This is a genomic window from Actinoplanes sp. NPDC049118 (genome assembly GCF_040648555.1).
Lineage (GTDB): Bacteria > Actinomycetota > Actinomycetes > Mycobacteriales > Micromonosporaceae > Actinoplanes.
This window is the reverse complement of record NZ_JBEZDY010000002.1, coordinates 35,052-56,553: the sequence shown is the minus strand read 5'-3', so window position 1 is coordinate 56,553 and position 21,502 is coordinate 35,052. Positions and strand designations below refer to the sequence as shown.

Here is a 21,502-nt window from a genome sequence, read left to right as displayed (position 1 = left end):
TCCCTAGAAGTCGAACGTGGGCTCGGCCACGACCGCGCGCTCGACGTCGACGCCGAGCCCGGAGAGGTCCGACACGAAGTTCGGGTAGCCGCGGTCGATGTGGTGGACCTCACCCACCTCCGTGCTGCCGTCGGCGCACAGGCCCGCGATGACCAGGCCCGCGCCCGCGCGGATGTCGGTGGCCCGCACCGGGGCACCGGAGAGCCGCTCGCGCCCGTTCACGACCGCGTGGTGGCCGTCGGTGCGGATGTCCGCGCCCAGCCGGACCATCTCGTTCACGAACATGAACCGCCCGTCGAAGATGTTCTCGGTGATCAGCGACGAGCCCGTGCTCACCGCGGCCAGGCCGATCGCCATCGGCAGCAGGTCGGTCGCGAAGCCCGGGTACGGCAGGGTCACGATGTCGACGGCCTTGGGGCGGTCGTCCATGCGTACCCGGAAAAGGTTGTCGCCCGGCTCGACCACCGCGCCGGCCGAGACCAGCTTGTCCAGGGCGATCTCCAGGTAGGCGGGCTGCACCCCGTGCACCGTGACGTCGCCGCGGGTCATCGCCGCGCCGAACGCCCAGGTGCCGCCGACGATGCGGTCGCCGACCGTGGCGTGGCGCACCGGATTGAGCCCGTCGACCCCCTCGACGGTCAGCGTCGAGGAGCCCGCGCCCGAGATCTGCGCACCCATCGCGGTGAGCATGTCGCAGATGTCGACGATCTCGGGCTCGCGGGCCGCGTTGTCGATCTCGGTGACGCCCTTGGCCAGGACGGCCGCCATCAGCAGGTTCTCCGTCGCGCCCACGCTCGGGAAGTCCAGCCAGATCTTGGCGCCGCGCAGGCCGCCCGGCGCCGAGGCGATGACGAAGCCGTGCTCGCCGGAGATGTCAGCGCCCATCCGGGCCAGGCCGGCCACGTGCATGTCGAGGCCGCGCGAGCCGATCGCGTCGCCGCCGGGGTGTGCCACCCGGACGTAGCCGCGGCGGGCCAGCAGCGGGCCCAGCACGCAGATGGACGCCCGCAGGCGGCGCACCAGGTCGTAGTCCGTCTCGCTGCCCGGCTCGGCGGGCACGTCGATGGTCGCGTCACCGCTTCCGAGCGACACGTCGCAGCCGAGCCGGCGTAGCACCTCGGCCATTATCGCGACGTCGGTGATGTGGGGGACGTTTGTGACCACGCTGCGCCCCTCGGCCAGCAGTGCGACCGCCATCAGCTTGAGTGCCGAGTTCTTCGCGCCACCGACCGTGACATCGCCGGAGAGACGCACGCCGCCCTTGACCCTGATCACATCCACGCGGGCAATCGTATGGGGCCGCGCACAGCCACCTCCGTAGGGTGGGGGGCATGGCTGTGCATCTCACCCGCATCTACACCCGCGCCGGCGACGCCGGCGCGACCCGGCTCGGCAACAACGAGGTCACCGCGAAGACCGATCCCCGGGTCGCGGCGTACGCGGACGCCGACGAGTGCAACGCCGCGATCGGCGTGGCGCTGGCAATGGGCTCCCTCGCCCCGGACGTGAAGAGCGTCCTGACGGCCGTGCAGAACGACCTGTTCGACGTGGGCGCCGACCTGTGCAATCCGCTGGCCGAGGACCCGCCCTACCCGCCGCTGCGGATCAACGAGGCCTACGTGACCCGCCTCGAGGGCTGGTGCGACGAGTACAACGACCAGTTGCCGGCGCTCGACTCCTTCGTCCTGCCGGGCGGCACGCCGGGTGCGGCGCTGCTGCACGTCGCCCGCACGGTCGCGCGCCGGGCGGAGCGGTCCGCCTGGGCCCTGCACGAGCTCGACGAGGCCCGCACGTCGCCGCTGCCGGCCAAGTACCTGAACCGGCTCTCGGACCTGTTGTTCATCCTGGCCCGCACCGCGAATCCGGGCGGGGACGTCAAGTGGGTGCCGGGCGGGGTCTCCTGAGCCTTCCCCAAGCGCGGCGCGGCCTGCCCGGCCCCTGTCCGGTCAGGTCTCGCCGGGCCTCCCGGCCCGAAAGCGAGCATGGCGAGAGGGCTGCGCGACGACGGGCCAGGGGTGTCTCACGATCGACCCGGACGTCGCCGACCGGGGCGTGGTTGATCAGCGCTCGGCGGGCCGGGGCGTGATCGACGGGCGGGGCGCGACCGAACCCGGCTGCCCAGGCGGGCCCGCCTCGAGCCACGAGAGGAAGCCGGTCACCGTCGACTCCGCCATGGCGATCTCGAGCTGAGCGCGGCCGGTCGTGCAGAGCAGGATCACGCAGTGGCCCGGCATGGTGAGCCGTTCCGGTCCCTCGGGCAGCCGCCGGCGGCCGACCTTGAGGGTGCGGCGGTCCAGCACGCGCTTGGGGCGGATGCCGAAGCTGAACATGCGGTGGAAGCGTAATTCGTCATCGACGAACTGGCCGATCCCGGAGGACCAGCCGCGGCCGAGGACCATCGTGCTGACCCGGACCTGAAGCCGGATGGTGCCGCCGCGGGCCATGAGCAGACGGCGGCGCAGGAAGACCGCGAGGAGGGCGACGAGCAGCGCGGCGAAGCAGATTCCGAAGACCACCAGAATCCGCATCGCCGACGTCAGTGGGCGTCGGGAGTGGCGGGGGTGGCGCTCTCGGCGAGTACCGTCACGCCGTCGGCGTCAACGGAGAGGAAACCACCGGCCACGTCGTAGGTCAGCTGCTCGCCACCGGCGAGCTTGACCCGCACCTGGGACGGCTCCTTGAGCAGGCCGAGGAGGGGCGAGTGGCCGGGCAGCACACCGAGCTCACCCTCGACGGTGCGGGCGACGAGCATCTCGGCCTCGCCGGACCAGACCTTCTCCTCGACGGCGACGACCTGGACGTGCAGCTGATTGGCCACGCTGTCTCCTTGTAAAGCCTGCGGACGCTCTTGTCATGAAGTCTAAACGGCTGGGTGACATAGCGGTGCCTGGGGTGGCGACCGCCACTGCGAACCATCAGAGTTTCTGGAAGAACTCCGGATGGTTGATCAAAAACGTCGTGATCGTGTCGTCGTTGACGGAGGCGAAGAAGTCGTCGGCGGACGGCTCGAGTGCCTCGCCGAGATACTTCTTGTTCTCGATCAGGCTCCGGCCGGGCAGCTTGACCAGGGTCATGTCGTCGGAGCGCAGGCTCTTGAGCGCGAGGCCCCAGTCGACGACCGTGTGGCCGTTGCCGTCGAAGATCAGCGCGTCACCGGCGGCCCGCAGCACGTTGTCGAGCTTGACCGGGTTGGTCACCACGTTCTTGCTCAGCGCCTGCGAGGCCATGGCCTTGATGAACTGCTGCTGGTGCCGCTGGCGGTCGTAGTCGCTGCGGGGCAGGCCGTAGCGCTGCCGCACGTAGTCGAGCGCCTGCCACCCCTCGAGGTGGTACGTGCCCTTCTTGTAGGACGCCTGCGGCCCGATGTAGGGGTGCTCGCAGTTGTTGGCCGCGCACTCGGGCCGGCGGTCCCGCGGCTTGCCGTTGGGCTTCAGGTGCTCCGACTTCACGTTCTGGTCGATCGTCATCGTGACGCCGCCCATCGCGTCGACGATGTCCTTGAAGCCGTTGAAGTTGATGATCGCGCCGGCGTCGAACCGCTTGATGCCCGTCAGCTTGCTGACCGTCTTGGCGAGCAGGTCGAAGCCCTGCGCCACGTCGTGCTTCCCGTTGCCGATCGAACTGCCGTACGACATCGCGGCGTTGATCTTCGAGGTGCCGCCCCGGAAGCCCGTCTTCTCGAAGGGCGGGATCTCGACCCGCAGGTCGCGCGGGATCGAGAAGAGGTAGGCCTGCTTCAGGCCCTTGGGGATGTGCACCACGATGATCGAGTCGGAAAGCGGCGCCGTGTTGGTGTTTCGCGGGTCGATGCCCACCAGCAGGATGTTGACCGGGCCCTTGATGTCGCTCTTCTTGGTGGCGCCCTCGGCAGCGTTGCCGAAGAGGTCCTTCTGCTCGACGGCGTTGGCGTAGCGGGCCACGAGCACCTGGCTCGTGACGAGCGCGCCGCCGCTGACGACCATCAGGACGCATCCGAAGATCGCGCAGAGCCGCGCCCACAGAGGCGCGCGCCGGCGGGTCCCGGATTTACTGCTCTTGGCCACTCGAACCCCAACCATGCCGGTCGATCCCATCCGCGATCAACGCCATGATCGCGGGGCTACACACCTAGCAGTGCCAGAGTATCCGATCAACAAAAGAAACTTTCACGTCCGAATACCTGCACTGCGTAGCTAAACGGACATAACGGGCTCTGGGAAACGCGTAAGCCGCGCCGACAAGCGTCGGCGCGGCTCACGTGAGATCCGCAAAGATCAGCCCTTCATGAGCTCGTGCGCGTTCTTCTCGAGGTCCTCGAGGCCACCACACATGAAGAAGGCCTGCTCGGGGTAGTTGTCGTACTCACCCTCGCTGATCTTCTTGAACGCCTCGATGGTCTCCTTCAGCGGGACCGTCGAGCCGGGAACGCCGGTGAACTGCTCGGCGGCGTACGTGTTCTGCGAGAGGAAGCGCTCGATGCGGCGGGCCCGCTGCACCGTGACCTTGTCCTCCTCGGAGAGCTCGTCCATGCCGAGGATGGCGATGATGTCCTGCAGGTCCTTGTACTTCTGCAGGATCCGCTGCACCTCACGGGCGACCGCGTAGTGCTCGGCGCCGACGAACTCGGGCGCCAGGATCCGCGAGCTGGAGGCCAGCGGGTCCACGGCGGGGTAGATGCCCTTGTCGGAGATCGACCGCTCGAGGTTCGTGGTCGCGTCCAGGTGGGCGAACGTGGTCGCCGGGGCCGGGTCGGTGTAGTCGTCCGCGGGCACGTAGATCGCCTGCAGCGAGGTGATCGCCTTGCCCCGGACCGACGTGATCCGCTCCTGCAGCTCGCCCATCTCGTCCGCCAGCGTGGGCTGGTAACCCACGGCGGACGGCATCCGGCCGAGCAGCGTCGACACCTCGGAGCCGGCCTGGGTGAACCGGAAGATGTTGTCGATGAAGAGCAGCACCTCCTGGTTCTGCACGTCCCGGAAGTACTCCGCCATGGTCAGCGCGGAGAGGGCGACGCGCAGGCGGGTGCCCGGCGGCTCGTCCATCTGGCCGAAGACGAGGGCGGTCTTGTCGAGCACGCCACCCTCGGCCATCTCCAGGATGAGGTCGTTGCCCTCGCGGGTGCGCTCACCCACGCCGGCGAACACCGACGTACCACCGAAGTTACGGGCGACACGGATGATCATCTCCTGGATGAGCACCGTCTTGCCCACGCCCGCGCCGCCGAACAGGCCGATCTTGCCGCCTCGCACGTACGGCGCGAGCAGGTCGAGCACCTTGATGCCGGTCTCCAGCATCTCGGTCTTCGGCTCGAGATCCGCGAACGCCGGGGGCTTGCGGTGGATCGGCCAGCGCTCGGTGATGTCCAGCGTGGAGGGGTCCACGTTGAGCACCTCGCCGAGGGCGTTGAACACGTGGCCCTTGGTCACGTCGCCGACGGGCACCGAGATCGGCGAGCCGGTGTCCCGGACCTCGGCACCGCGGACGAGACCGTCGGTGGGCTGCATCGAGATGGCGCGGACCAGGTTGTCACCCAGGTGCTGGGCGACCTCGAGGGTCAGCGTCTTCGTGCCCCCGGAGAGGGTCACGTCGACGTGCAGCGCGTTGAAGATTCCCGGCATGCCGTCACGGGGGAACTCGGCGTCGACGACCGGGCCGATGACCCGGACGACGCGGCCGACGCCGGTCTCCGTCTTGGTGGGCTCAGCAACAGCAGTCATCACTCATCACTTCCCGCCGCGGCCAGCGCGTTGGCGCCGCCGACGATCTCACTGATTTCCTGGGTGATCGCAGCCTGCCGCGCGGAGTTCATCTCGCGCGTGTACCGCTTGAGCAGGTCGTCCGCGTTGTCCGACGCGCTCTTCATCGCACGGCGCCGGGACGCCGACTCGCTGGCCGCCGAGTCCAGCAACGCCGCGTAGATCCGCGTGTTGAGGTACTTCGGCAGCAGCGCGTCGAGCAGCTCCTCGGCCTCGGGCTCGAACTCGTAGGCCGGACGCAGCCCGGGCTCGCGCTCCTGCTCCTCGACCTGCATCGGCGCCAGGAAGCGCGCCTCCGCGGACTGAGTCATGAGCGACTTGAACCGGGTGCTGACGATGTGCAGCTCGTCGACACCCTGGATGCTGTCCGGGCCGAACGACTCGTCGTTGTCCGCACCGGCGACGAACGCCTCGAGCAGCGCGTCGCCGATGGTGCGGGCGTCGGAGAACGAAGGCCGTTCCGAGAACCCGGTCCAGCTGGTCTCGATCGGCCGGTTGCGGAACCGGTAGTACCCGACGCCCTTGCGGCCGACGATGTACAGCGCCACGTCCTTGCCGTCCGCCCGCAGCCGCGCCATCAGCTGCTCGGCGGTGCGGATCGCGTTGGCGTTGTAGGCGCCGGCCAGGCCCCGGTCGCTGGTGATCAGCAGAACACCGGCCCGCTGCACCCGCTCGCGCGACTGCAGCAACGGGTTCTCGATCGTCGCGTTGGACGCAAGCGCCGTCAGGACCCGCGTGATCGCCTCCGCGTACGGCTTGGAGGCGGCCACCCGCTCCTGAGCCTTGGCGATGCGGCTCGTCGCGACGAGCTCCTGCGCCTTGGCGATCTTCTTGGTGGACTTGACGGTGCGGATGCGCCGCCGAAGTGCCTGTACCTGACCGGCCATGGCTTAGCTCTCGTCCCCGGGACGGACCTCGCGGGTCACGGTCTCCCGGCTCTCGCTGCCGTCGGCCATCGGCTCGGGCTGGGCCTCGTTACCCACGTTGCCGCGGGTCTCGCCCTGCTTGAACAGCACCTTGAACTCGTCGACGCCGCTCTGCAGCGTCTCGACCTGCTCGTCGCTCAGCTGGCCGGTCGACTCGATCGCCGTGAAGGTCTCGCCGCGGTTGCGCTTGATCCAGTCGAGCAGCTCGGCCTCGAAGCGCCGCACGTCGCCGACCGGAACGTCGTCGAGCTGGCCCGTGGTGCCGGCCCAGATGATGATGGTCTGCTCGGCGACCGAGTACGGCGAGTACTGCGGCTGCTTGAGCAGCTCGACCAGGCGCACGCCCTTGTCCAGCTGCGCCCGCGACGCCTTGTCCAGGTCGGAGGCGAAGGCCGAGAAGGCCTCCAGCTCGCGGAACTGGGCGAGGTCGAGGCGGAGCCGGCCGGAGACCCGCCGCATGGCCTTGACCTGCGCCGAGCCGCCGACCCGCGACACCGAGGTGCCGACGTTGATGGCCGGGCGCACACCCGAGGCGAACAGGTCGGCCTCGAGGAAGATCTGGCCGTCGGTGATCGAGATGACGTTCGTCGGGATGTAGGCCGAGATGTCGTTGGCCTTCGTCTCGATGATCGGCAGGCCGGTCATCGAGCCACCGCCGAGCTCGTCCGAGAGCTTCGCGCAGCGCTCGAGCAGGCGGCTGTGCAGGTAGAAGACGTCGCCCGGGTACGCCTCGCGGCCCGGCGGGCGGCGCAGCAGCAGCGAAACGGCGCGGTACGCCTCGGCCTGCTTGGTCAGGTCGTCGAAGACGATCAGGACGTGCTTGCCGGCGTACATCCAGTGCTGTCCGATGGACGAGCCGGTGTACGGGGCGATGTACTTGAAGCCGGCCGGGTCGGACGCGGGCGAGGCCACGATCGTCGTGTACTCCAGCGCGCCCTGCTCCTCGAGGGTGCCCCGGATGCTGGCGATCGTCGTCGCCTTCTGGCCGATGGCGACGTAGATGCAGCGGACCTGCTTCTCCGGGTCCCCCGACTCCCAGTTGGCGCGCTGGTTGATGATCGTGTCGAGCGCGACCGTGGTCTTGCCGGTCTTGCGGTCGCCGATGATCAGCTGGCGCTGGCCGCGGCCGATCGGCGTCATGGCGTCGATCGCCTTGATGCCGGTCTGCAGCGGCTGCTTCACGGGCTGCCGGGACATGACGTTCGGCGCCTGCAGCTCGAGCTCGCGGAAGCCCTCGCTCTCGATCGGGCCGCGGTCGTCGATCGGCTCACCGAGCGCGTTCACCACGCGGCCCAGGTAGGCGTCGCCCACCGGGACCGAGAGGACGCGGCCGGTCCGCTTGACCTGCTGGCCCTCCTCGATGCCGGCGAAGTCACCCAGAACAACGGCGCCGATCTCGCGGACGTCGAGGTTCAGTGCGACGCCCAGCGTGCCGTCGGCGAATTCGAGCAGTTCGTTCGCCATCGTCGAGGGCAGACCCTCGACGTGCGCGATCCCGTCGCCCGCATCGGAGACGATGCCGACCTCCTCACGGGAGACCTCGGGCGTGTAGGACGAGACGTAGCGCTCTAGCGCCCCCCGGATCTCGTCCGAGGAGATGGTCAGCTCGGCCATCCTCTGCCTTCTCTTGTCGGCTCGGGGCGTCGCCGCCGCCGAGGGCGTGCTCGGGACGTCGCCGCCACCGAGGGGAAGTAACTATTTAGCGAACGCCTGCCGGGCTTCGTTGAGTCGCCGCAGGATCGTGCCGTCGTAGAGGTCGGAGCCGACACGGACGCTGAGGCCGCCGATGATGCTCGGATCCAGGTCGAACTTCAGCGAAACCTGCCGACCGTAGATGTCGGACAACTTGGCGGCGAGCCGCTGCTCCTCGGCGTCGCCGAGCAGCTTGGCGACCGTCACATAGGCCACCTCGCGGTCCCGCTTCGCGCTGGTCAGCTCGACCAGCCGGACCAGCGAGGTCTCGAAGTTGCGCCCGCCGAAACCCTCGAGCGCCACCGCGATGAGCTGGATCGTCGCCGCCTGGGCCTTGCCGTCCAGCAGGTCCCTCGCCAGCTTAACCCGGCGCTCGGCCGGTGCGCCCGGGTCACTGAGCGTGACCGCGAGCTCGGCGTTGCCCCCGACGATCTGACCGAAGCGGAACAGCTCGTCCTCGACCTCGGCGATCGTGCCGGCCTTGTCGGCCGACGCCAGGACCATGTCCACCCCGAGCCGCTCCACCGCGTCGAGCAGCTCCGACGGCCGGGAGAAGCGCGCGGACACCAGGGTCGCGAGCGCGTCGACGGTGACCGTGCCGAGCTTGCCGGCGAGGATCGAGCGGAGCAGTTCCGCCCGGTCGTCGCCGCCGCGCGACGGGTCGGTCAGCGCACGGCGGAGCCGGAGCTCGCCGCGCAGCAGCCGGGCCACCGACAGGATCTCGTCGGCGGTCGTGGCGAGCTGCGCGGCCGTGGCCTGCCGCGTGTCCGCGGCCAGCTTCTCACCGGCCGCCGCGTACGACTCCCGGTTGACGCTCGCCATCAGCGCCGCCCGGTGCCGGTGCCGGCCCCGAGCTCGCTGATGAAGCGGTCGACGGTGCCCCGGCTGCGCGCCTCGTCGGCGAGCGACTCACCGACGATCTTGCTGGCCAGGTCCACCGCGAGCGTGCCCACCTCGGCGCGGAGCTCACGGACGATGCTCTCGCGCTGGGCGGCGAGCTGGTCGCGCCCGGCCGCGATGATGCGGTCGGACTCTTCCCGGGCCTTGGCGAGGACGTCCTGACGGATGCCCTCCGCGTCGGCACGCGCCTCGTCACGGATGCGAGCAGCCTCGGTGCGGGCCTCGGAGAGCTGGGCGCGGTACTGCTCCAGCAGCTCGTTGGCCTCCGCCTGAGCGACCTCGGCGCGCTTGATGCCACCCTCGATCGCGTCCACCCGGGCCGCGAAGGTCTTCTCCATGATGGGGAAGACGAACTTCATCAGCACGAAGCAGAGCACGGCGAAGGCGATCGTGCCGACCACGACCTCCTGCCAGATCGGGATGATCGGGTTGTGGCCGGACTCCTCGGCCACCTCGGTGGCTAGGTACGAAAGCATGTGAACCTCCGTTCGGCGGAGCAGCTTAGAGCTGGCCCTGCCAGATGAAGCCGAAGGCGATGCCCAGCAGGGCCAGCGCCTCGATGACGGCGAAGCCGATCCAGACGAACGGCAGGGTCAGGCGCGCCGACTCCGGCTGGCGGGCCGTCGACTGGATGTAGGCCGAGAAGACCAGGCCGACACCGATGCCGGGGCCGATGGCAGCGAGACCGTAGCCGATGGCGGCGGTGCTGCCCGTAAGGGCGGCAATAACGTCCATTACTGATTCCTCCTGGTATCTCGCGTGACTGTCACGCGGGACGACAACGGGGTGTTAAGCAGGCGGGCGGCTCAGTGCTCGTCGGCGAGCGAGCCCGCCACGTAGCTCGCGGTCAGGACCGTGAACACGTAGGCCTGGAGCACGATCACCATGAACTCGAGGAACGTCAGCGCGATCGTCATCACCCACGAGACGAGCGAGAACGGCAGGTACCAGACGTTCGTGCTGAGCATCGCAAAGCCGCCGAGCGTGAACACGAGCAGCAGCATGTGCCCGGCGAACATGTTGGCGAAGAGACGGACCGCCAGCGAGAACGGGCGGACCAGGAAGTTCGAGAAGAACTCGATCGGAATCAGCAGCGGCAGGATGAACCACGGCGCCGGCGGGATCAGAGCGGTCTTGAAATATTTTACGAAGCCGTGGTGCCTAATGCCGACGGCGATGAACAACACATAGCTGATCACCGCGAGAACCGCGGGGAAAGCGATGTGCGACATCGGCGAGATCTGGATGAGCGGCACGATACCGAAGAAGTTGTTCAGCAGGATGAAGCAGAACAGCGTCGTCAGATAGGGCGCGAAGGCGACGCCGCGGGGCCCGATCATCTCCACGGAGATGTTGTTGCGGACGAAGCCGTAGAGGCTCTCCGCGAGCCACTGCTTCTTGGTGGGGACGAGCTGCGGCTTCCGGTTCGAGACCAGGAAGAAGATGATGAGCGCCGCGACGGACACCCAGACCAGCAGGGTGATCTTGGTGAACCAGTAGGAGTGCTCACCCCACGGCGCGATGCTGGGCAGGTAGAAGTCCTCGACGCTCGGCGGGAACGGAACATCCGCTGCGAGGACGATCGACTGACCGGTCACCGTAGCCCTTTCCTGTCAGGCGCCGAGACGGCGCACGATGAGGTAGACACCGCCGGCGGTGCCGATAACGACACCGATTCCGGCGAAGATGCCCTTGGTCCCGACGTAGTGGTCGACTAACCAGCCGATGCCACCCCAGACCAACATTCCCCCGAGGAGATAGCTGAGCGCCGTCATTCCCATGCCCGTGTCGGGCGGGTTTTGACCGTCGTCGCCATGGGGGTTGCCGGGGGGTTTTTGACCAGTCATGACGGCCCGAACGATATCAGCAGGCCAGACGAAGCTAAGCGGGACCCCCCGCACAACCGCAGTTGTCCAGGCGTAAGGGGTCTCGCAACTCGCCATCACGCTACTCCTCCTCCGCCAGAACCGGACAACTTCGCCGTGCCGCAGTCACCGGATCGTGGACAGACAGCGCCTAAAGGGTCACTGACCAGTGGAAACGCGAGTGCAGAAGATCACTTCGAGAGGCTCGTGCGAGCCACCCACCAGATCTGCACGGCGGTCCAACCGAGCACGCCCGCGACGATTCCCCAACCCATCGCGAGTCGGCCCGGCCACTCCGAGGAGATCACAAACGCCATGATCACGCCGAGCAACGCGTACTTCACCACATAAGTCATCAGGCCAAGAGGCATCAGCAACGCCGGGCGTACGGTGTCCGCCCACGCCAGCACCAGGGTCGACATGGTGAAGCTGACCGTGACCACGGCCACTCCGGCGGCCGCGCCCATCGCCGCCGGCACACCGCCGACGAGGAAGCCGACGGACGCCCCGCAGAGCATCAAGGCGACGGAGAAGGCGGTGAGGAAGGGCAGATGCTCGACGCGCCAGCGCGGATCCGCGGGCAGCGGCGGCAGGTCGGGCAGCGGCCGCCCGTCCTCGAGGTCGTCGTCGACGGCGCCGGGCTGGGCCGGCACCACGCGGTCGGCGGAGTCGTTCACGCCGGCACCCCCACCTGTGCGTACGCCGGGAAGCCCCGGACCAGGACGGCTACCTCGCCGGCGGCGTCACGCAGCGCGGCGGCGCCGTCGGCGGAGTTCGGATCCGCGCGCACCGCGGTGGCGATCAGGCCGGCGATCTGGCGCATCTCGCCCTCCCGCATGCCCTGGGTCGTCACGCTCGGCGTACCGACCCGGATACCCGAGGCGGTCATCGGCTTCTCCGGGTCGTAGGGGATCGCGTTCTTGTTCAGGGTGATCCGGGCGAGGTCGCAGCGCGCCTCCGCGTCGCGGCCGGTGACCCCGATGTCGCGCAGGTCGACCAGGGCCAGGTGGGTGTCGGTGCCGCCGGAGACGGGACGCATGCCCTCACCGGCCAGCCCGGCGGCGAGCGCCTGGCTGTTCCTGACCACCTGGCGTGCGTACTGCTGGTAGTCGGGCAGCGCCGCCTCACGCAGGGCGACGGCCTTCGCCGCGACGACATGCATCATCGGCCCGCCCTGGGAGAACGGGAAGACGGCCTTGTCGATGCGCGCGGCGAGCTCCTCACGACACAGGATCATTCCGCCCCGTGGTCCGCGCAGCACCTTGTGGGTGGTGCAGCACACCACGTCGGCATGCGCTACGGGCGACGGCACGGCCCGGCCGGCGACCAGGCCGATGAAGTGCGCCGCGTCGACCATCAGATAGGCGCCGACCTCGTCGGCGATGTCGCGGAACACCTTGAAGTCGATCAGCCGCGGGTAAGCGGTCGCGCCGCAGACGATCAGCTTGGGCCGGTGCGCGAGGGCCAGGTCGCGGACCTCGTCGTAGTCGATGAGCTCGGTGTCGCGCCGCACCGAGTAGCCGACCGGGTGGTACCACTTCCCGGAGAAGTTGACCTTGCTGCCGTGGGTGAGGTGACCGCCGTGCGGCAGGTCCATGGCCAGCATGGTGTCGCCGGGCTGGATCAGCGCCGCGTACGCCGCCATGTTGGCCGCCGAGCCCGAGTGCGGCTGCACGTTCGCGTGCTCGGCGCCGAACAGCGCCTTCGCGCGCTCGATCGCCAGCTCCTCGGCGCGGTCCACCTCCGCGCAGCCGCCGTAGTAGCGCCGGCCGGGATAGCCCTCGGCGTACTTGTTGGTCAGCGTGGAGCCGAGCGCGGCCAGCACCGCCGGCGAGGTGAGATTCTCGCTCGCGATGAGCTGCAGGCCGCCGCGCTGACGCTCCAGCTCGCCCAGGACCACTTCCGCGATCTCCGGGTCCTCACGCTCGAGCGCACCGAAGTCGGGGCCCCAGAAGGTCTCCATGGCGCGCTCCCTCACGTCGGCGACGCTGCCGGATTCGAGCATATGGCTTATCGGGCCCTGCCTGCGGGCACAGTGGGGGTTATGCATTGTCTGGTCACGGGCGCCACCGGCTATATCGGCGGCCGCCTGGCGCCCCGGCTGCTCGAGGCGGGCCACTCCGTACGCTGCCTGTCGCGCAGCGCCGCCCGCCTGCGGGACGTGCCCTGGGCCGACCGGGTCGAGGTCGTCGAGGGCGACCTGTCCGACCCGGGCACCCTGCGGGCGGCCTTCGACGGCGTCGACGTGGCGTACTTCCTGGTGCACTCGCTCGGCCGGCCCGAGTTCGAGCGCCTCGACCGGGAGGCGGCCGGCAACTTCGCGGCGGCGGCCAGGGCCGCCGGGGTCTCCCGGATCGTCTATCTGGGCGGACCCGAGCCACCCGCCAGCGAGCATCCCTCGGCACACCTACGCTCCCGCGCCGAGGTCGCGAGGATCCTGCTGGGCAGCGGGGTGCCGACGGCGGTGCTGCGGGCACCGGTGATCATCGGCTCGGGCTCGGCCTCCTTCGAGATGCTGCGCTACCTGACCGAGCGGCTGCCGGTGATGGTCACCCCGCGCTGGGTGCGCAACCGGATCCAGCCGATCGCCGTCCGCGACGTGCTGCGCTACCTGATCGGCTGCGCCACGCTCCCCGGCGACGTCAACCGCGGCTTCGACATCGGCGGCACTGACGTCCTGACCTACCTGGAGATGATGCACCGGTACGCCCGGGTCGCCGGGCTGCCCCGGCGGATCATCGTGCCGGTACGCCCGCTGAGCCCCTGGCTCTCGTCGCACTGGGTCGGCGCGGTGACGCCCGTGCCGAACTCGATCGCCCGGCCCCTGGTCGGCAGCCTGATCCACGAGGCGTTCGCCCGCGAGAACGACATCGCCCGGTACGTGCCGGCCGACGGCCTGCTCGGCTTCGACGAGGCCGTCCGGCTCGCCCTCGGCAAGATCCGCGACGCGAACGTCGAGACCCGGTGGTCGAACGCGGCCGGCCGGGACGCGGCCGCGGAACCGCTGCCCAGCGATCCGGACTGGTCGGGCGGCAGCATCTACGTCGACGAACGCAGCCAGCCGGTCGAGGCGCCACCGCACGCCCTGTGGCGGGTGATCGAGGGGGTCGGCGGCGAGAACGGCTGGTACTCGTCCCCGCTCGCCTGGTCCGTACGCGGCTGGCTGGACCGGCTTGTCGGCGGCGTCGGCCTGCGCCGGGGCCGCCGCGACCGGGACCACCTCTACGTCGGCGAGGCGCTGGACTGGTGGCGCGTCGAGGAGATCAAGCCGGGCGAGTTGCTGCGGCTGCGGGCCGAGATGCGGGTGCCGGGCCGGGCCTGGCTGGAGATGTCCGCGGAGCCCGGTCCCGAGGGGACCAGCGTCTACCGGCAGCGCGCCATCTTCGTGCCGCGCGGGCTGGCCGGACATGCCTACTGGGCGAGCGTGCTGCCCTTCCACGGCGTCATCTTCAGCGGCATGGCCCGCAACATCGCACTGGGCGCTACGGCGCGGCCGCCCGACGCACCCTGTCCCGCTCGACCGGCCGGCCGGTCGAATCGCGAGAGCCGTGACATGGAATACCGCAACAAATAATGAATGCGGCGATCCAACTGTACGGAATGGTCGCCGATGTCGCCGCGGCGCGGATTGATTGTGGTCGCCGCCGGGCCCGACGGCGACCACAATTCAATACGAAATCACATGGCGGTGAGGCGCTTCAGGCCACTCGTCCGGCTAGCAGGTAACAACCTTGTCGTAGGACGCGAACGGCTGATTGAAAGCGTTGACGTCCTTGGAGGCGCCCGAGTTCACCGTGAAGCAGCCCGAGTCACGGGCGTTCCGCCAGACCACCCTGAGCCGGTGGCTGACCGAACAGTTGTTGTGCATCGTCACGGAGTTGAAGCTGTGCACGGTCACCGAGACGCAGCTCGGCTTGGGTGCCGCCATCGCCGGCGCGGCGACGCCGGCGACCGTCGCCCCCGCAAACCCCAAGACCGCGACCGCCCGAACCAGATTCTTCTTCATGAAGACTCCATCCTCTCGTTTCCCCGTTTTCCCCGTTTCGCGGGCACGCGAAAGCAACGACAAAGGACAACAGGGGCGCCCCTGTCGTGCAATGCACACAATGAAGCCTCGGCCGTTGATGAAGGCCTTCGCCGAGGTTAGCGCGGAAGACGGCAGCAGGATACGGATGGCCTATACAGATGAATCGGCCATGGACATGCATGGATCTGCTGCGCTCGCATCGAAATCTCCCCGTTAGCTGACGCGTGTTCGCAGATCCACGTTGTCATATATCAATATCCGACGCAACCCCGCCGTATCAATCCCGTGCGGACACATTGGAGTGAGGTGATCCCACGACGCAGGTCCGCGGGCGGGTGCTCACGCGGCCGCGCGTCGCAGCCTGTCCCGCACGGCCAGCCATTCCTCGGTCTCCGGCGGGGCCTGCACGATGATCGTGCCCACCCCGGCGTCGTCCAGCCGGTGCAGGGCCGCGTAGAGGTCGGCCGCGTACTCGCGCGGATCCGCGCTGAGCACCTCGGCGACGAGTTCGTCGGAGAAGTCCTCGACGCTCTCGTAGCTGAGCACCGCCACCGGACCGGTCAGGTCGCCGTGTTCCACCTCGCGCACGTCCTTCGCGAGGATCACGGTCGCCCTCGGCGCGTAGTGCCGGGCGCCCATGCCGGGCGAGGACCGCACCGCGCCGTCGACGACCTCGTCCGGCAACGCGATCGCGCCGGTCACCTCGCGCAGGTCCCGCAGGCCGAGCGCGCCCGGGCGCAGCAGCCTCGGCGTCTCCCCGGTCAGGTCCAGGACCGTCGACTCGATGCCCAGCGAGGCCGGGCCGCCGTCCAGGATGAGCGGGACGTCGGGCAGGCCGCGCAGCACGTGCTCGGCCGTCGTCGGCGAGATGCCCTCCGAGCGGTTCGCGCTCGGCGCGGCAAGCGGCAGCCCCGAGGCCTCCAGCAGCTTCAGCGCGACCTCGTGCGCCGGCACCCGCAGCGCGATCGTGTCGAGCCGCGGACCGACCGCGCCCAGGTGCCGGGCCCGCTCCACCACCAGGGTCAGCGGGCCGGGCCAGAACTGTGCCGCCAGCTCGTTCGCCACGTCCGGCCACCGCTCGGCGAGTCCGCGGGCCTCCGCCACGCCGGACACGTGCACGATCAGCGGGTTCCACGACGGGCGGTTCTTGAGGCGGTAGACCTCCGCGATCGCCTTCTCCGAGAAGGCGTGCGCCCCGAGGCCGTAGACCGTCTCGGTGGGGAACGCGACCACCGACTCTTGGCGAAGCAGCTCCACCGCCCGGCGCAGGCCGTCGGCGTCCGGTTCGACGATCGTCACGCGGGCCTCGGCGCGGTCGGCAGCAACGCGTCCACGATCGCGTACAGCGACTCGTCGATGTCGTCGGCGATGCGCTGGAAGGTCTGGTCGCCCCGGCCCCACGGATCGTCCAGGTCGTCGCCGGGCAGCGGCTCGGTCCCGCCGCGGCGGCGACCGGCCGCGGCGACCAGGGCGGCGGCGCGGGCGGCGAACGCCCCGGCGTCCGTACCGGCCGGCGGCAGCGCCGAGAGGTCCAGCTCGCGCACCAGGCGGCCGAGGTGGCCCAGCACGAACGTGCGGTCGGCCGCGCCTGGCACCAGCGCGTGCACGTAGTCGCTCTGGTCGGCGGTGGCGGTGAGGATCAGGTCGGCCTCGTCCAGCTGCGCACTCGTCAGCTTGCGGGCCGTGAAGCCGTCGGTGCTCCCGCCGCGGAGGCTGATCTGCCGGGCCGCGGGCGGGTTCATCTCCTCGCCCTCGTGCCAGCCGCCCGTACCCGCGCTGGCGCTGCGCAGCAGGTCGCCCAGGTCCACGTCGGGAGCGACCTTGCTCAGCCGCTGGCCGGCGGCGAGCACCAGCAGCCGCTCGGCCATCGGGGAACGGCAGATGTTGCCCATGCACACGTGCAGGACGGTGAACGGCATCGTCAGGCTCCCACGGCCAGGATGTCGGGCACGACCTCACGCAACTTCTCGAACGGGATCGCACCGTCGCGCAGCACCCGCGGCGCGTCGCCGGTCACGTCGACGATCGTGCTGGGCGCCGGGTCGGCGGCCGGCCCCGCCTCCAGATAGACCCGGACCGCGTACTCGAGCTGGTCGCGGGCCTCCTCGGCGGTGGCCGGCGCCGGTTGGCCGATCTTGTTGGCGGTGGTGACGGCCATGGGGCCCACCTCACGCAGCACCTCGAGAGCCACCGGGTGCAACGGCATCCGCACGGCCACCACCCCGCCGGTCTCGCCCAGGTCCCACTGGAGGCTGGGCGAGTGCTCGACGACGATCGTCAGCGCGCCCGGCCAGAACGCGTCGGCCAGCTCTCGGGCGGCCTTCGGCAGCGAATAGACCAGCCCGTCGAGGGTGTGCCGCGAGCCGACCAGCACCGGCGGGACCCGGCGGTCCGTGCCGCGCGCGTTCTGCAGGGCGTTGACGGCATGCGGGGTGAACGCGTCCGCGCCGACGCCGTAGACGGTGTCGGTGGGCAGGACGACCAGCTCACCGCCCTTGACCGCCTCGACGGCCGCGGCGATGCCGCGATCCCGTTCGGCCACGGTCCGGCAGTCGTAGAGCATCACAGGTTGCAGTGTGCCATGGCGCGGGTCTCGTCCCTATCTGCGCCGGGCTGTCGCGTATCGCGGGCGGCCCGCCAGGTCGGTGTGTGCGACGACGTCGGCGAACCGTCCGTCCGCGCGTACCAGATCTGGCACCGCCGAGGCGTGCACGTCGTCGTGCTCGATGCCGAGCGAGCCGCCGGGCCGCAGCAGGTCCGCCGCCAGAGCGATCACCGGCCGGATCACGGCGAGGCCGTCGGCGCCGCCGAACACCGCCTCCGCCGGGTCGTGCTCGGCGACCTCGGCGGGCACGACGGTGCCGTCCGGCACGTACGGCGGGTTGCAGAGCAGCACGTCGACCTGCCCCCGGTACTCCGCGAGCAGGCCGGGATCGGTGACATCGCCCTCGACGACCCGCACCACCGCGAACGGCGCCGCGTTGCGGCGCAGATATTCGAGCGCCGCCGACGAGCGTTCCACCGCGAAGACCCGCCCCGGCGCGGCCTCGTCCGCGACGGACAGTGCGATCGCACCGGTGCCGCTGCACAGGTCGACCACCGTCGCGCCCGGCTCGGTGCGCTCGATCCCCCAGCCCGCCAGCAGCTCGGTCTCGGGCCGCGGCACGAACACGCCGTCGCCGACGGCGAGCTCGAGATGGCGGAACGCGGCCGTGCCGAGCAGGTGCTGCAACGGGATCCGGCGCGCCCGTTCCTCGACCAGCCCGGCGAAGCGGCGCAGTTCGTCGGCGCGCAGGGTGTCGATCAGCGGCAGCCGGCCGCGGCCGACACCCAAGGCATGCGCGGCGAGCAGTTCGGCGTCGGCGCGCGGCGATGCCACGCCCGCCTGGGCGAGCCGCGCGGCCGCCCGCGCGAGCGCCGGCGCCAACCGCGTCCGTTCCGTCCCCTCGGAGGGGTGTTCGTGCGTCGGCGTCACGGCATAATCATGGAACGTCGTATCTCGAAGGTGACCGGCCGGGTCACCGCGATCGACGAACGGCGTCGGCAGGAGGGGCCTGGATGGCCATGGCGGCACCATGACGTGGTTGGACCAGCTCCCGGATTCAGTCGACGAACTGGCCAACGCCGGCGAGCTTCAGCAGGGCGGCCGCTCCGCGGAGGCGCTGGCGATCCTCGACAAGGTGCTCGCCACGACCGTCGACCCGCTCACCCGGGCGTACGCGGTGGTTCAGCGCTTCGGCGCGCTCATCAACCTGGGCCGCGTCGCCGAGCTCGCCACCGCCATGACGGTGGCCAGCAACGCCGTCCGGGACACCTCGGATCCCTACCTGCGCGGCCAGATGCACGCCTTCGCCGCCCTCGGCGCATATCTGCAGGGCGCCCTCGACCGCGGCGTCACCCACCTCGTGCAGGCCTCGCGGGCGCTGGCGGCGGTGCCGGAGGGCGACAGCGAGACGGCGTGGGGCTGGCACGACCTCGCCATGGCGTACAGCTATCTGGGTTTCCACGGCCACGCGCTGACCGCGATCGAGCAGGCCCGGCAGGTCGGCGCGGCGGCCGGCATGGCGAGCGAGGTCTTCGCCGCGCCGGGGATCCGGCTGCGCAACGCGGTCTCGCTGGACCACCAGGGCGACACCGACGGCTGCCTCCGGGTCCTGCGCGACATCGACGCGGAGCTGACCCGCTACGTCGCCACCGGCGCCGACGTGCGCCTGCGCCCGAGCAGCCGGCCCGTGTACGGCTACGCGCTCGCCCGCCGCGCGGCCCTCGGCGAGTCCACCGAGACCAATGTGGCCGCGCTGCTGACCGGCGGCGGCGACAGCGTCCGCTCCCGCGACCTGCGGCATCTCGGGACGGTGTGCCTGGACATCGCGGCGGACCGGCCCGGCGACGCGCTGCGCAAACTCGACGCCGTGCCCGTCTCCCAGGAGATCCTCGGGCCCTCCGAGCCGGCCCGGCTGCGCAGCATCTGCTACGCCTCGGCCGGCGACCACGAGGCCGCGCACATCGCCGACCGGCACGCGTTCCGCCTCGCCGCCCAGCGCATAGACCGGCTCCGGGACGGCTACCTCGACGGGGTGGCCGCCCGCCTGGACGCACAGGAGACCCAGCGCGATGTCGGCCGCTACAACGACGAGACCCTCACCGACCCGCTCACCGGCCTGCCCAACCGCCGGCAGCTCGAGCGCTACGTGGCGGCGATGCTGGCCCGCGGCGAGCGCGCGGCGATCGGCGTCTGCGACCTGATCGGCTTCACCGCGGTCAACGCGCGGCACGGCCGGCACTGCGGCGACCTGGTGCTGCAGCGCATCGCGGGCGTGCTCAACCGGGTCATGCGCCGCGGCGACTTCGTGGCCCGCTTCGCCGGCGACGAGTTCGTGGTGCTGCTGCCCGGCGCGGGCCCGAACCAGGCAGCCGAGGTCTCCCGGCGGATCAGCGCGGCGGCCGCCGGGGAGAACTGGCAGGTGCTGGTCCCCGGCACGCCGATCGGCCTGGCCGCGGGCTGGTCCGAGGTCGGCACGAACGGCCGCAGCCTCAGCGCCGCCCTGGCCACGGCCGCCTCGAACCGGACCCCGGCCTAGTCGTCGAGCATCCAGCGATGCATCGCGGCCGCATACGGGATCAGCTCCGCCTCGATCTCGGCGGCCGCCTCGGTGCTCACCGCGACGGCGGCCGGCGCCTGCGGCAGGCCGGCCATCCATTGCCGCCGGCGTCCGGGCGCCGGATGGCTGGCCAGCAGGGAGGCACGGGACCTGATGGAGAGCTGCAGGTGCAGCTCGGCCGAGTCAAGCCCGCGGTCGCGGGCCAGGGTCAGCATGCGCCGCCAGTGATCGCCCGCTCGCCGCCCCTCGGGCACGTGCGGTTGGACGTAGCCGCGTAGGTCGGGCACGAGCGGGAGCAGGTTGACCAGTTCCAGCGCCGCCTCGGATCCCGCTGCCCGGACAGACATCGCGTCCGCGCGCAGTTCGGCCCGCCGGCTGTCCCGGGAATCCAGGATGTGCACGCCCAGGTGAACGGCGAAGAGCAGCAGGGACACGAGGCCGCCGGCAGTCTGCCAGAGCAGGAGGAAGAAGGCGTACAAGCCGGACAGCTCCGGGTCGACGGCATTTCGGGGCGGCGGCCGCAGCAGCGCCGAGAGGGTCCCGAACGCGGTCCGGGCGGGTTGCGTCAGCAGCCGGCGGCTGCTGTCCTCGTGATGCAGGTGCCCGAGCTCGTGCCCGATCAGCGCGACGAGCTGCTGCGGTCCGAGCGCGAGCAGCAGCGGCACGCCCAGGACCAGCACCTTCGTCCGGCGGATGCCGACCACGCCGGCGAAGGCGTTCCAGGAGTAGTCGAGGGCCAGGACATCCGGAACCGGGGTGCCGGACTCCCGCGCGATCCGCTCGACCAGACCGTGCAGGGCGGGCGCCTGAGCCGCCGACACGACGTGGCTTTCCCGCACCAACTGCTTGAGCCGGCCGAGCCGCGGCCGCAGCAACCAGGCGGCGCCGAGCAGCAGCGCCCCCAGCAGGACCAGCGGCAGGCCCCCGCCGTGCACGATGAGCCGGACTCCCGCCGCGACGGCGGCGAACAGCAGCAGCATCAGGACCGCGGAGATGAGGACCAGAAGGCGAAAGCCGGCCTGCGGTACGGGAGCCTCGGGGTCCCGCAGGTACGCCTCCACGATGCGCCGGTCGACCCGGAAGCCCGCCCTGCTGTCCCACCTGTCGATCCGGCGCCACACCCAGCCGACGTTCTCGGCGGGAGCGAAGTCGTCGAGATTCCACTCGCAGGCTCCGCACCACGGAGCCGCGTCGGCCACCCTGCTCAAGGCGGCTTCACAACGGGGGCAGAGGTCCGGGGTCGTCACAGGCACGA

The 21,502-nt window shown here is 70.4% G+C and carries 23 protein-coding genes; 3 read left to right on the top strand and 20 right to left on the bottom strand.

The features are described 5' to 3' along the window. Positions 1-3: 3 nt before the first annotated feature. Positions 4-1,290: a UDP-N-acetylglucosamine 1-carboxyvinyltransferase gene (gene murA, locus AB0B58_RS02800; RefSeq protein ID WP_360217435.1), complete on the bottom strand. Its 1,287-nt coding sequence runs from the start codon at positions 1,288-1,290 to the stop codon at positions 4-6. 41 nt (positions 1,291-1,331) lie between these two features. Here murA and AB0B58_RS02795 point away from each other — a divergent pair, with 41 nt between their 5' ends. Next, on the top strand, positions 1,332-1,904 hold the full coding sequence (locus AB0B58_RS02795; protein ID WP_360216402.1) for a cob(I)yrinic acid a,c-diamide adenosyltransferase: 573 nt from the start codon (positions 1,332-1,334) through the stop codon (positions 1,902-1,904). A gap of 156 nt (positions 1,905-2,060) precedes the next feature. On the opposite strand, the gene AB0B58_RS02790 is transcribed toward AB0B58_RS02795, so the two are convergent. The 13 genes from AB0B58_RS02790 to glyA form a co-directional block, all read right to left on the bottom strand. Next, the gene (locus AB0B58_RS02790) at positions 2,061-2,528 is read right to left on the bottom strand and encodes a DUF2550 domain-containing protein (protein WP_360216398.1); all 468 of its coding nucleotides are present in this window, start codon (positions 2,526-2,528) and stop codon (positions 2,061-2,063) included. Between the two features lie 8 nt (positions 2,529-2,536). Then, positions 2,537-2,818, bottom strand: a complete 282-nt coding sequence (locus AB0B58_RS02785; RefSeq protein ID WP_360216395.1) for a F0F1 ATP synthase subunit epsilon — start codon at positions 2,816-2,818, stop codon at positions 2,537-2,539. 97 nt (positions 2,819-2,915) lie between these two features. Then, a complete protein-coding gene (locus AB0B58_RS02780; RefSeq protein WP_360216392.1) occupies positions 2,916-4,058 on the bottom strand; it encodes an LCP family protein in 1,143 nt (380 codons plus the stop codon). A gap of 195 nt (positions 4,059-4,253) precedes the next feature. Continuing rightward, a complete protein-coding gene (gene atpD / locus AB0B58_RS02775; RefSeq protein WP_184989817.1) occupies positions 4,254-5,699 on the bottom strand; it encodes a F0F1 ATP synthase subunit beta in 1,446 nt (481 codons plus the stop codon). Next, the gene (locus AB0B58_RS02770) at positions 5,696-6,622 is read right to left on the bottom strand and encodes a F0F1 ATP synthase subunit gamma (RefSeq protein WP_360216388.1); all 927 of its coding nucleotides are present in this window, start codon (positions 6,620-6,622) and stop codon (positions 5,696-5,698) included. Before AB0B58_RS02770 ends, atpD begins: the two co-directional genes overlap by 4 nt. Positions 6,623-6,625: 3 nt before the next feature. Then, positions 6,626-8,275: a F0F1 ATP synthase subunit alpha gene (atpA, locus tag AB0B58_RS02765; protein ID WP_360216385.1), complete on the bottom strand. Its 1,650-nt coding sequence runs from the start codon at positions 8,273-8,275 to the stop codon at positions 6,626-6,628. A gap of 81 nt (positions 8,276-8,356) precedes the next feature. After that, a complete protein-coding gene (locus AB0B58_RS02760) occupies positions 8,357-9,178 on the bottom strand; it encodes a F0F1 ATP synthase subunit delta (RefSeq protein ID WP_360217432.1) in 822 nt (273 codons plus the stop codon). Then, positions 9,175-9,729 (bottom strand): F0F1 ATP synthase subunit B, encoded by a 555-nt coding sequence (locus tag AB0B58_RS02755; RefSeq protein ID WP_360216382.1) that lies wholly within the window; start codon positions 9,727-9,729, stop codon positions 9,175-9,177. The genes AB0B58_RS02760 and AB0B58_RS02755 overlap by 4 nt, the downstream gene beginning before the upstream one ends. A 25-nt stretch (positions 9,730-9,754) precedes the next feature. After that, the gene (locus tag AB0B58_RS02750) at positions 9,755-9,988 is read right to left on the bottom strand and encodes an ATP synthase F0 subunit C (protein ID WP_360216379.1); all 234 of its coding nucleotides are present in this window, start codon (positions 9,986-9,988) and stop codon (positions 9,755-9,757) included. Positions 9,989-10,059: 71 nt separating this feature from the next. Continuing rightward, the gene (gene atpB / locus AB0B58_RS02745; protein WP_360216376.1) at positions 10,060-10,851 is read right to left on the bottom strand and encodes a F0F1 ATP synthase subunit A; all 792 of its coding nucleotides are present in this window, start codon (positions 10,849-10,851) and stop codon (positions 10,060-10,062) included. Between the two features lie 15 nt (positions 10,852-10,866). Further along, positions 10,867-11,100: a hypothetical protein gene (locus tag AB0B58_RS02740; RefSeq protein ID WP_360216373.1), complete on the bottom strand. Its 234-nt coding sequence runs from the start codon at positions 11,098-11,100 to the stop codon at positions 10,867-10,869. A gap of 209 nt (positions 11,101-11,309) precedes the next feature. Next, on the bottom strand, positions 11,310-11,795 hold the full coding sequence (locus AB0B58_RS02735) for a hypothetical protein (RefSeq protein ID WP_360216370.1): 486 nt from the start codon (positions 11,793-11,795) through the stop codon (positions 11,310-11,312). Further along, positions 11,792-13,081, bottom strand: coding sequence for a serine hydroxymethyltransferase (gene glyA / locus AB0B58_RS02730; protein WP_360216367.1), 1,290 nt, complete (start codon positions 13,079-13,081; stop codon positions 11,792-11,794). The genes AB0B58_RS02735 and glyA overlap by 4 nt, the downstream gene beginning before the upstream one ends. Positions 13,082-13,162: 81 nt before the next feature. Between glyA and AB0B58_RS02725 the strand changes: the two genes are divergently transcribed. Then, positions 13,163-14,692, top strand: coding sequence for an SDR family oxidoreductase (locus tag AB0B58_RS02725; RefSeq protein ID WP_360216364.1), 1,530 nt, complete (start codon positions 13,163-13,165; stop codon positions 14,690-14,692). A 141-nt stretch (positions 14,693-14,833) separates the two neighbouring features. Here AB0B58_RS02725 and AB0B58_RS02720 read toward each other — a convergent pair whose 3' ends face one another. The 5 genes from AB0B58_RS02720 to prmC all read right to left on the bottom strand — a co-directional run bounded on the left by AB0B58_RS02720 (position 14,834) and on the right by prmC (position 18,620). Next, the gene (locus AB0B58_RS02720; protein ID WP_360216361.1) at positions 14,834-15,124 is read right to left on the bottom strand and encodes a hypothetical protein; all 291 of its coding nucleotides are present in this window, start codon (positions 15,122-15,124) and stop codon (positions 14,834-14,836) included. A 360-nt stretch (positions 15,125-15,484) separates the two neighbouring features. Further along, a complete protein-coding gene (locus AB0B58_RS02715) occupies positions 15,485-16,444 on the bottom strand; it encodes an L-threonylcarbamoyladenylate synthase (RefSeq protein WP_360216358.1) in 960 nt (319 codons plus the stop codon). Beyond that, positions 16,441-17,064: a phosphotyrosine protein phosphatase gene (locus AB0B58_RS02710; protein ID WP_360216355.1), complete on the bottom strand. Its 624-nt coding sequence runs from the start codon at positions 17,062-17,064 to the stop codon at positions 16,441-16,443. The genes AB0B58_RS02715 and AB0B58_RS02710 overlap by 4 nt, the downstream gene beginning before the upstream one ends. A gap of 2 nt (positions 17,065-17,066) precedes the next feature. Then, positions 17,067-17,708: an L-threonylcarbamoyladenylate synthase gene (locus AB0B58_RS02705; RefSeq protein WP_360217429.1), complete on the bottom strand. Its 642-nt coding sequence runs from the start codon at positions 17,706-17,708 to the stop codon at positions 17,067-17,069. A 36-nt stretch (positions 17,709-17,744) separates the two neighbouring features. Beyond that, positions 17,745-18,620, bottom strand: coding sequence for a peptide chain release factor N(5)-glutamine methyltransferase (gene prmC / locus AB0B58_RS02700; RefSeq protein WP_360216352.1), 876 nt, complete (start codon positions 18,618-18,620; stop codon positions 17,745-17,747). Between the two features lie 100 nt (positions 18,621-18,720). Between prmC and AB0B58_RS02695 the strand changes: the two genes are divergently transcribed. Continuing rightward, positions 18,721-20,226 (top strand): GGDEF domain-containing protein, encoded by a 1,506-nt coding sequence (locus tag AB0B58_RS02695; protein ID WP_360216350.1) that lies wholly within the window; start codon positions 18,721-18,723, stop codon positions 20,224-20,226. On the opposite strand, the gene AB0B58_RS02690 is transcribed toward AB0B58_RS02695, so the two are convergent. Beyond that, positions 20,223-21,446: a M48 family metalloprotease gene (locus AB0B58_RS02690; protein ID WP_360217426.1), complete on the bottom strand. Its 1,224-nt coding sequence runs from the start codon at positions 21,444-21,446 to the stop codon at positions 20,223-20,225. The genes AB0B58_RS02695 and AB0B58_RS02690 overlap by 4 nt on opposite strands. Positions 21,447-21,502: the final 56 nt, after the last annotated feature.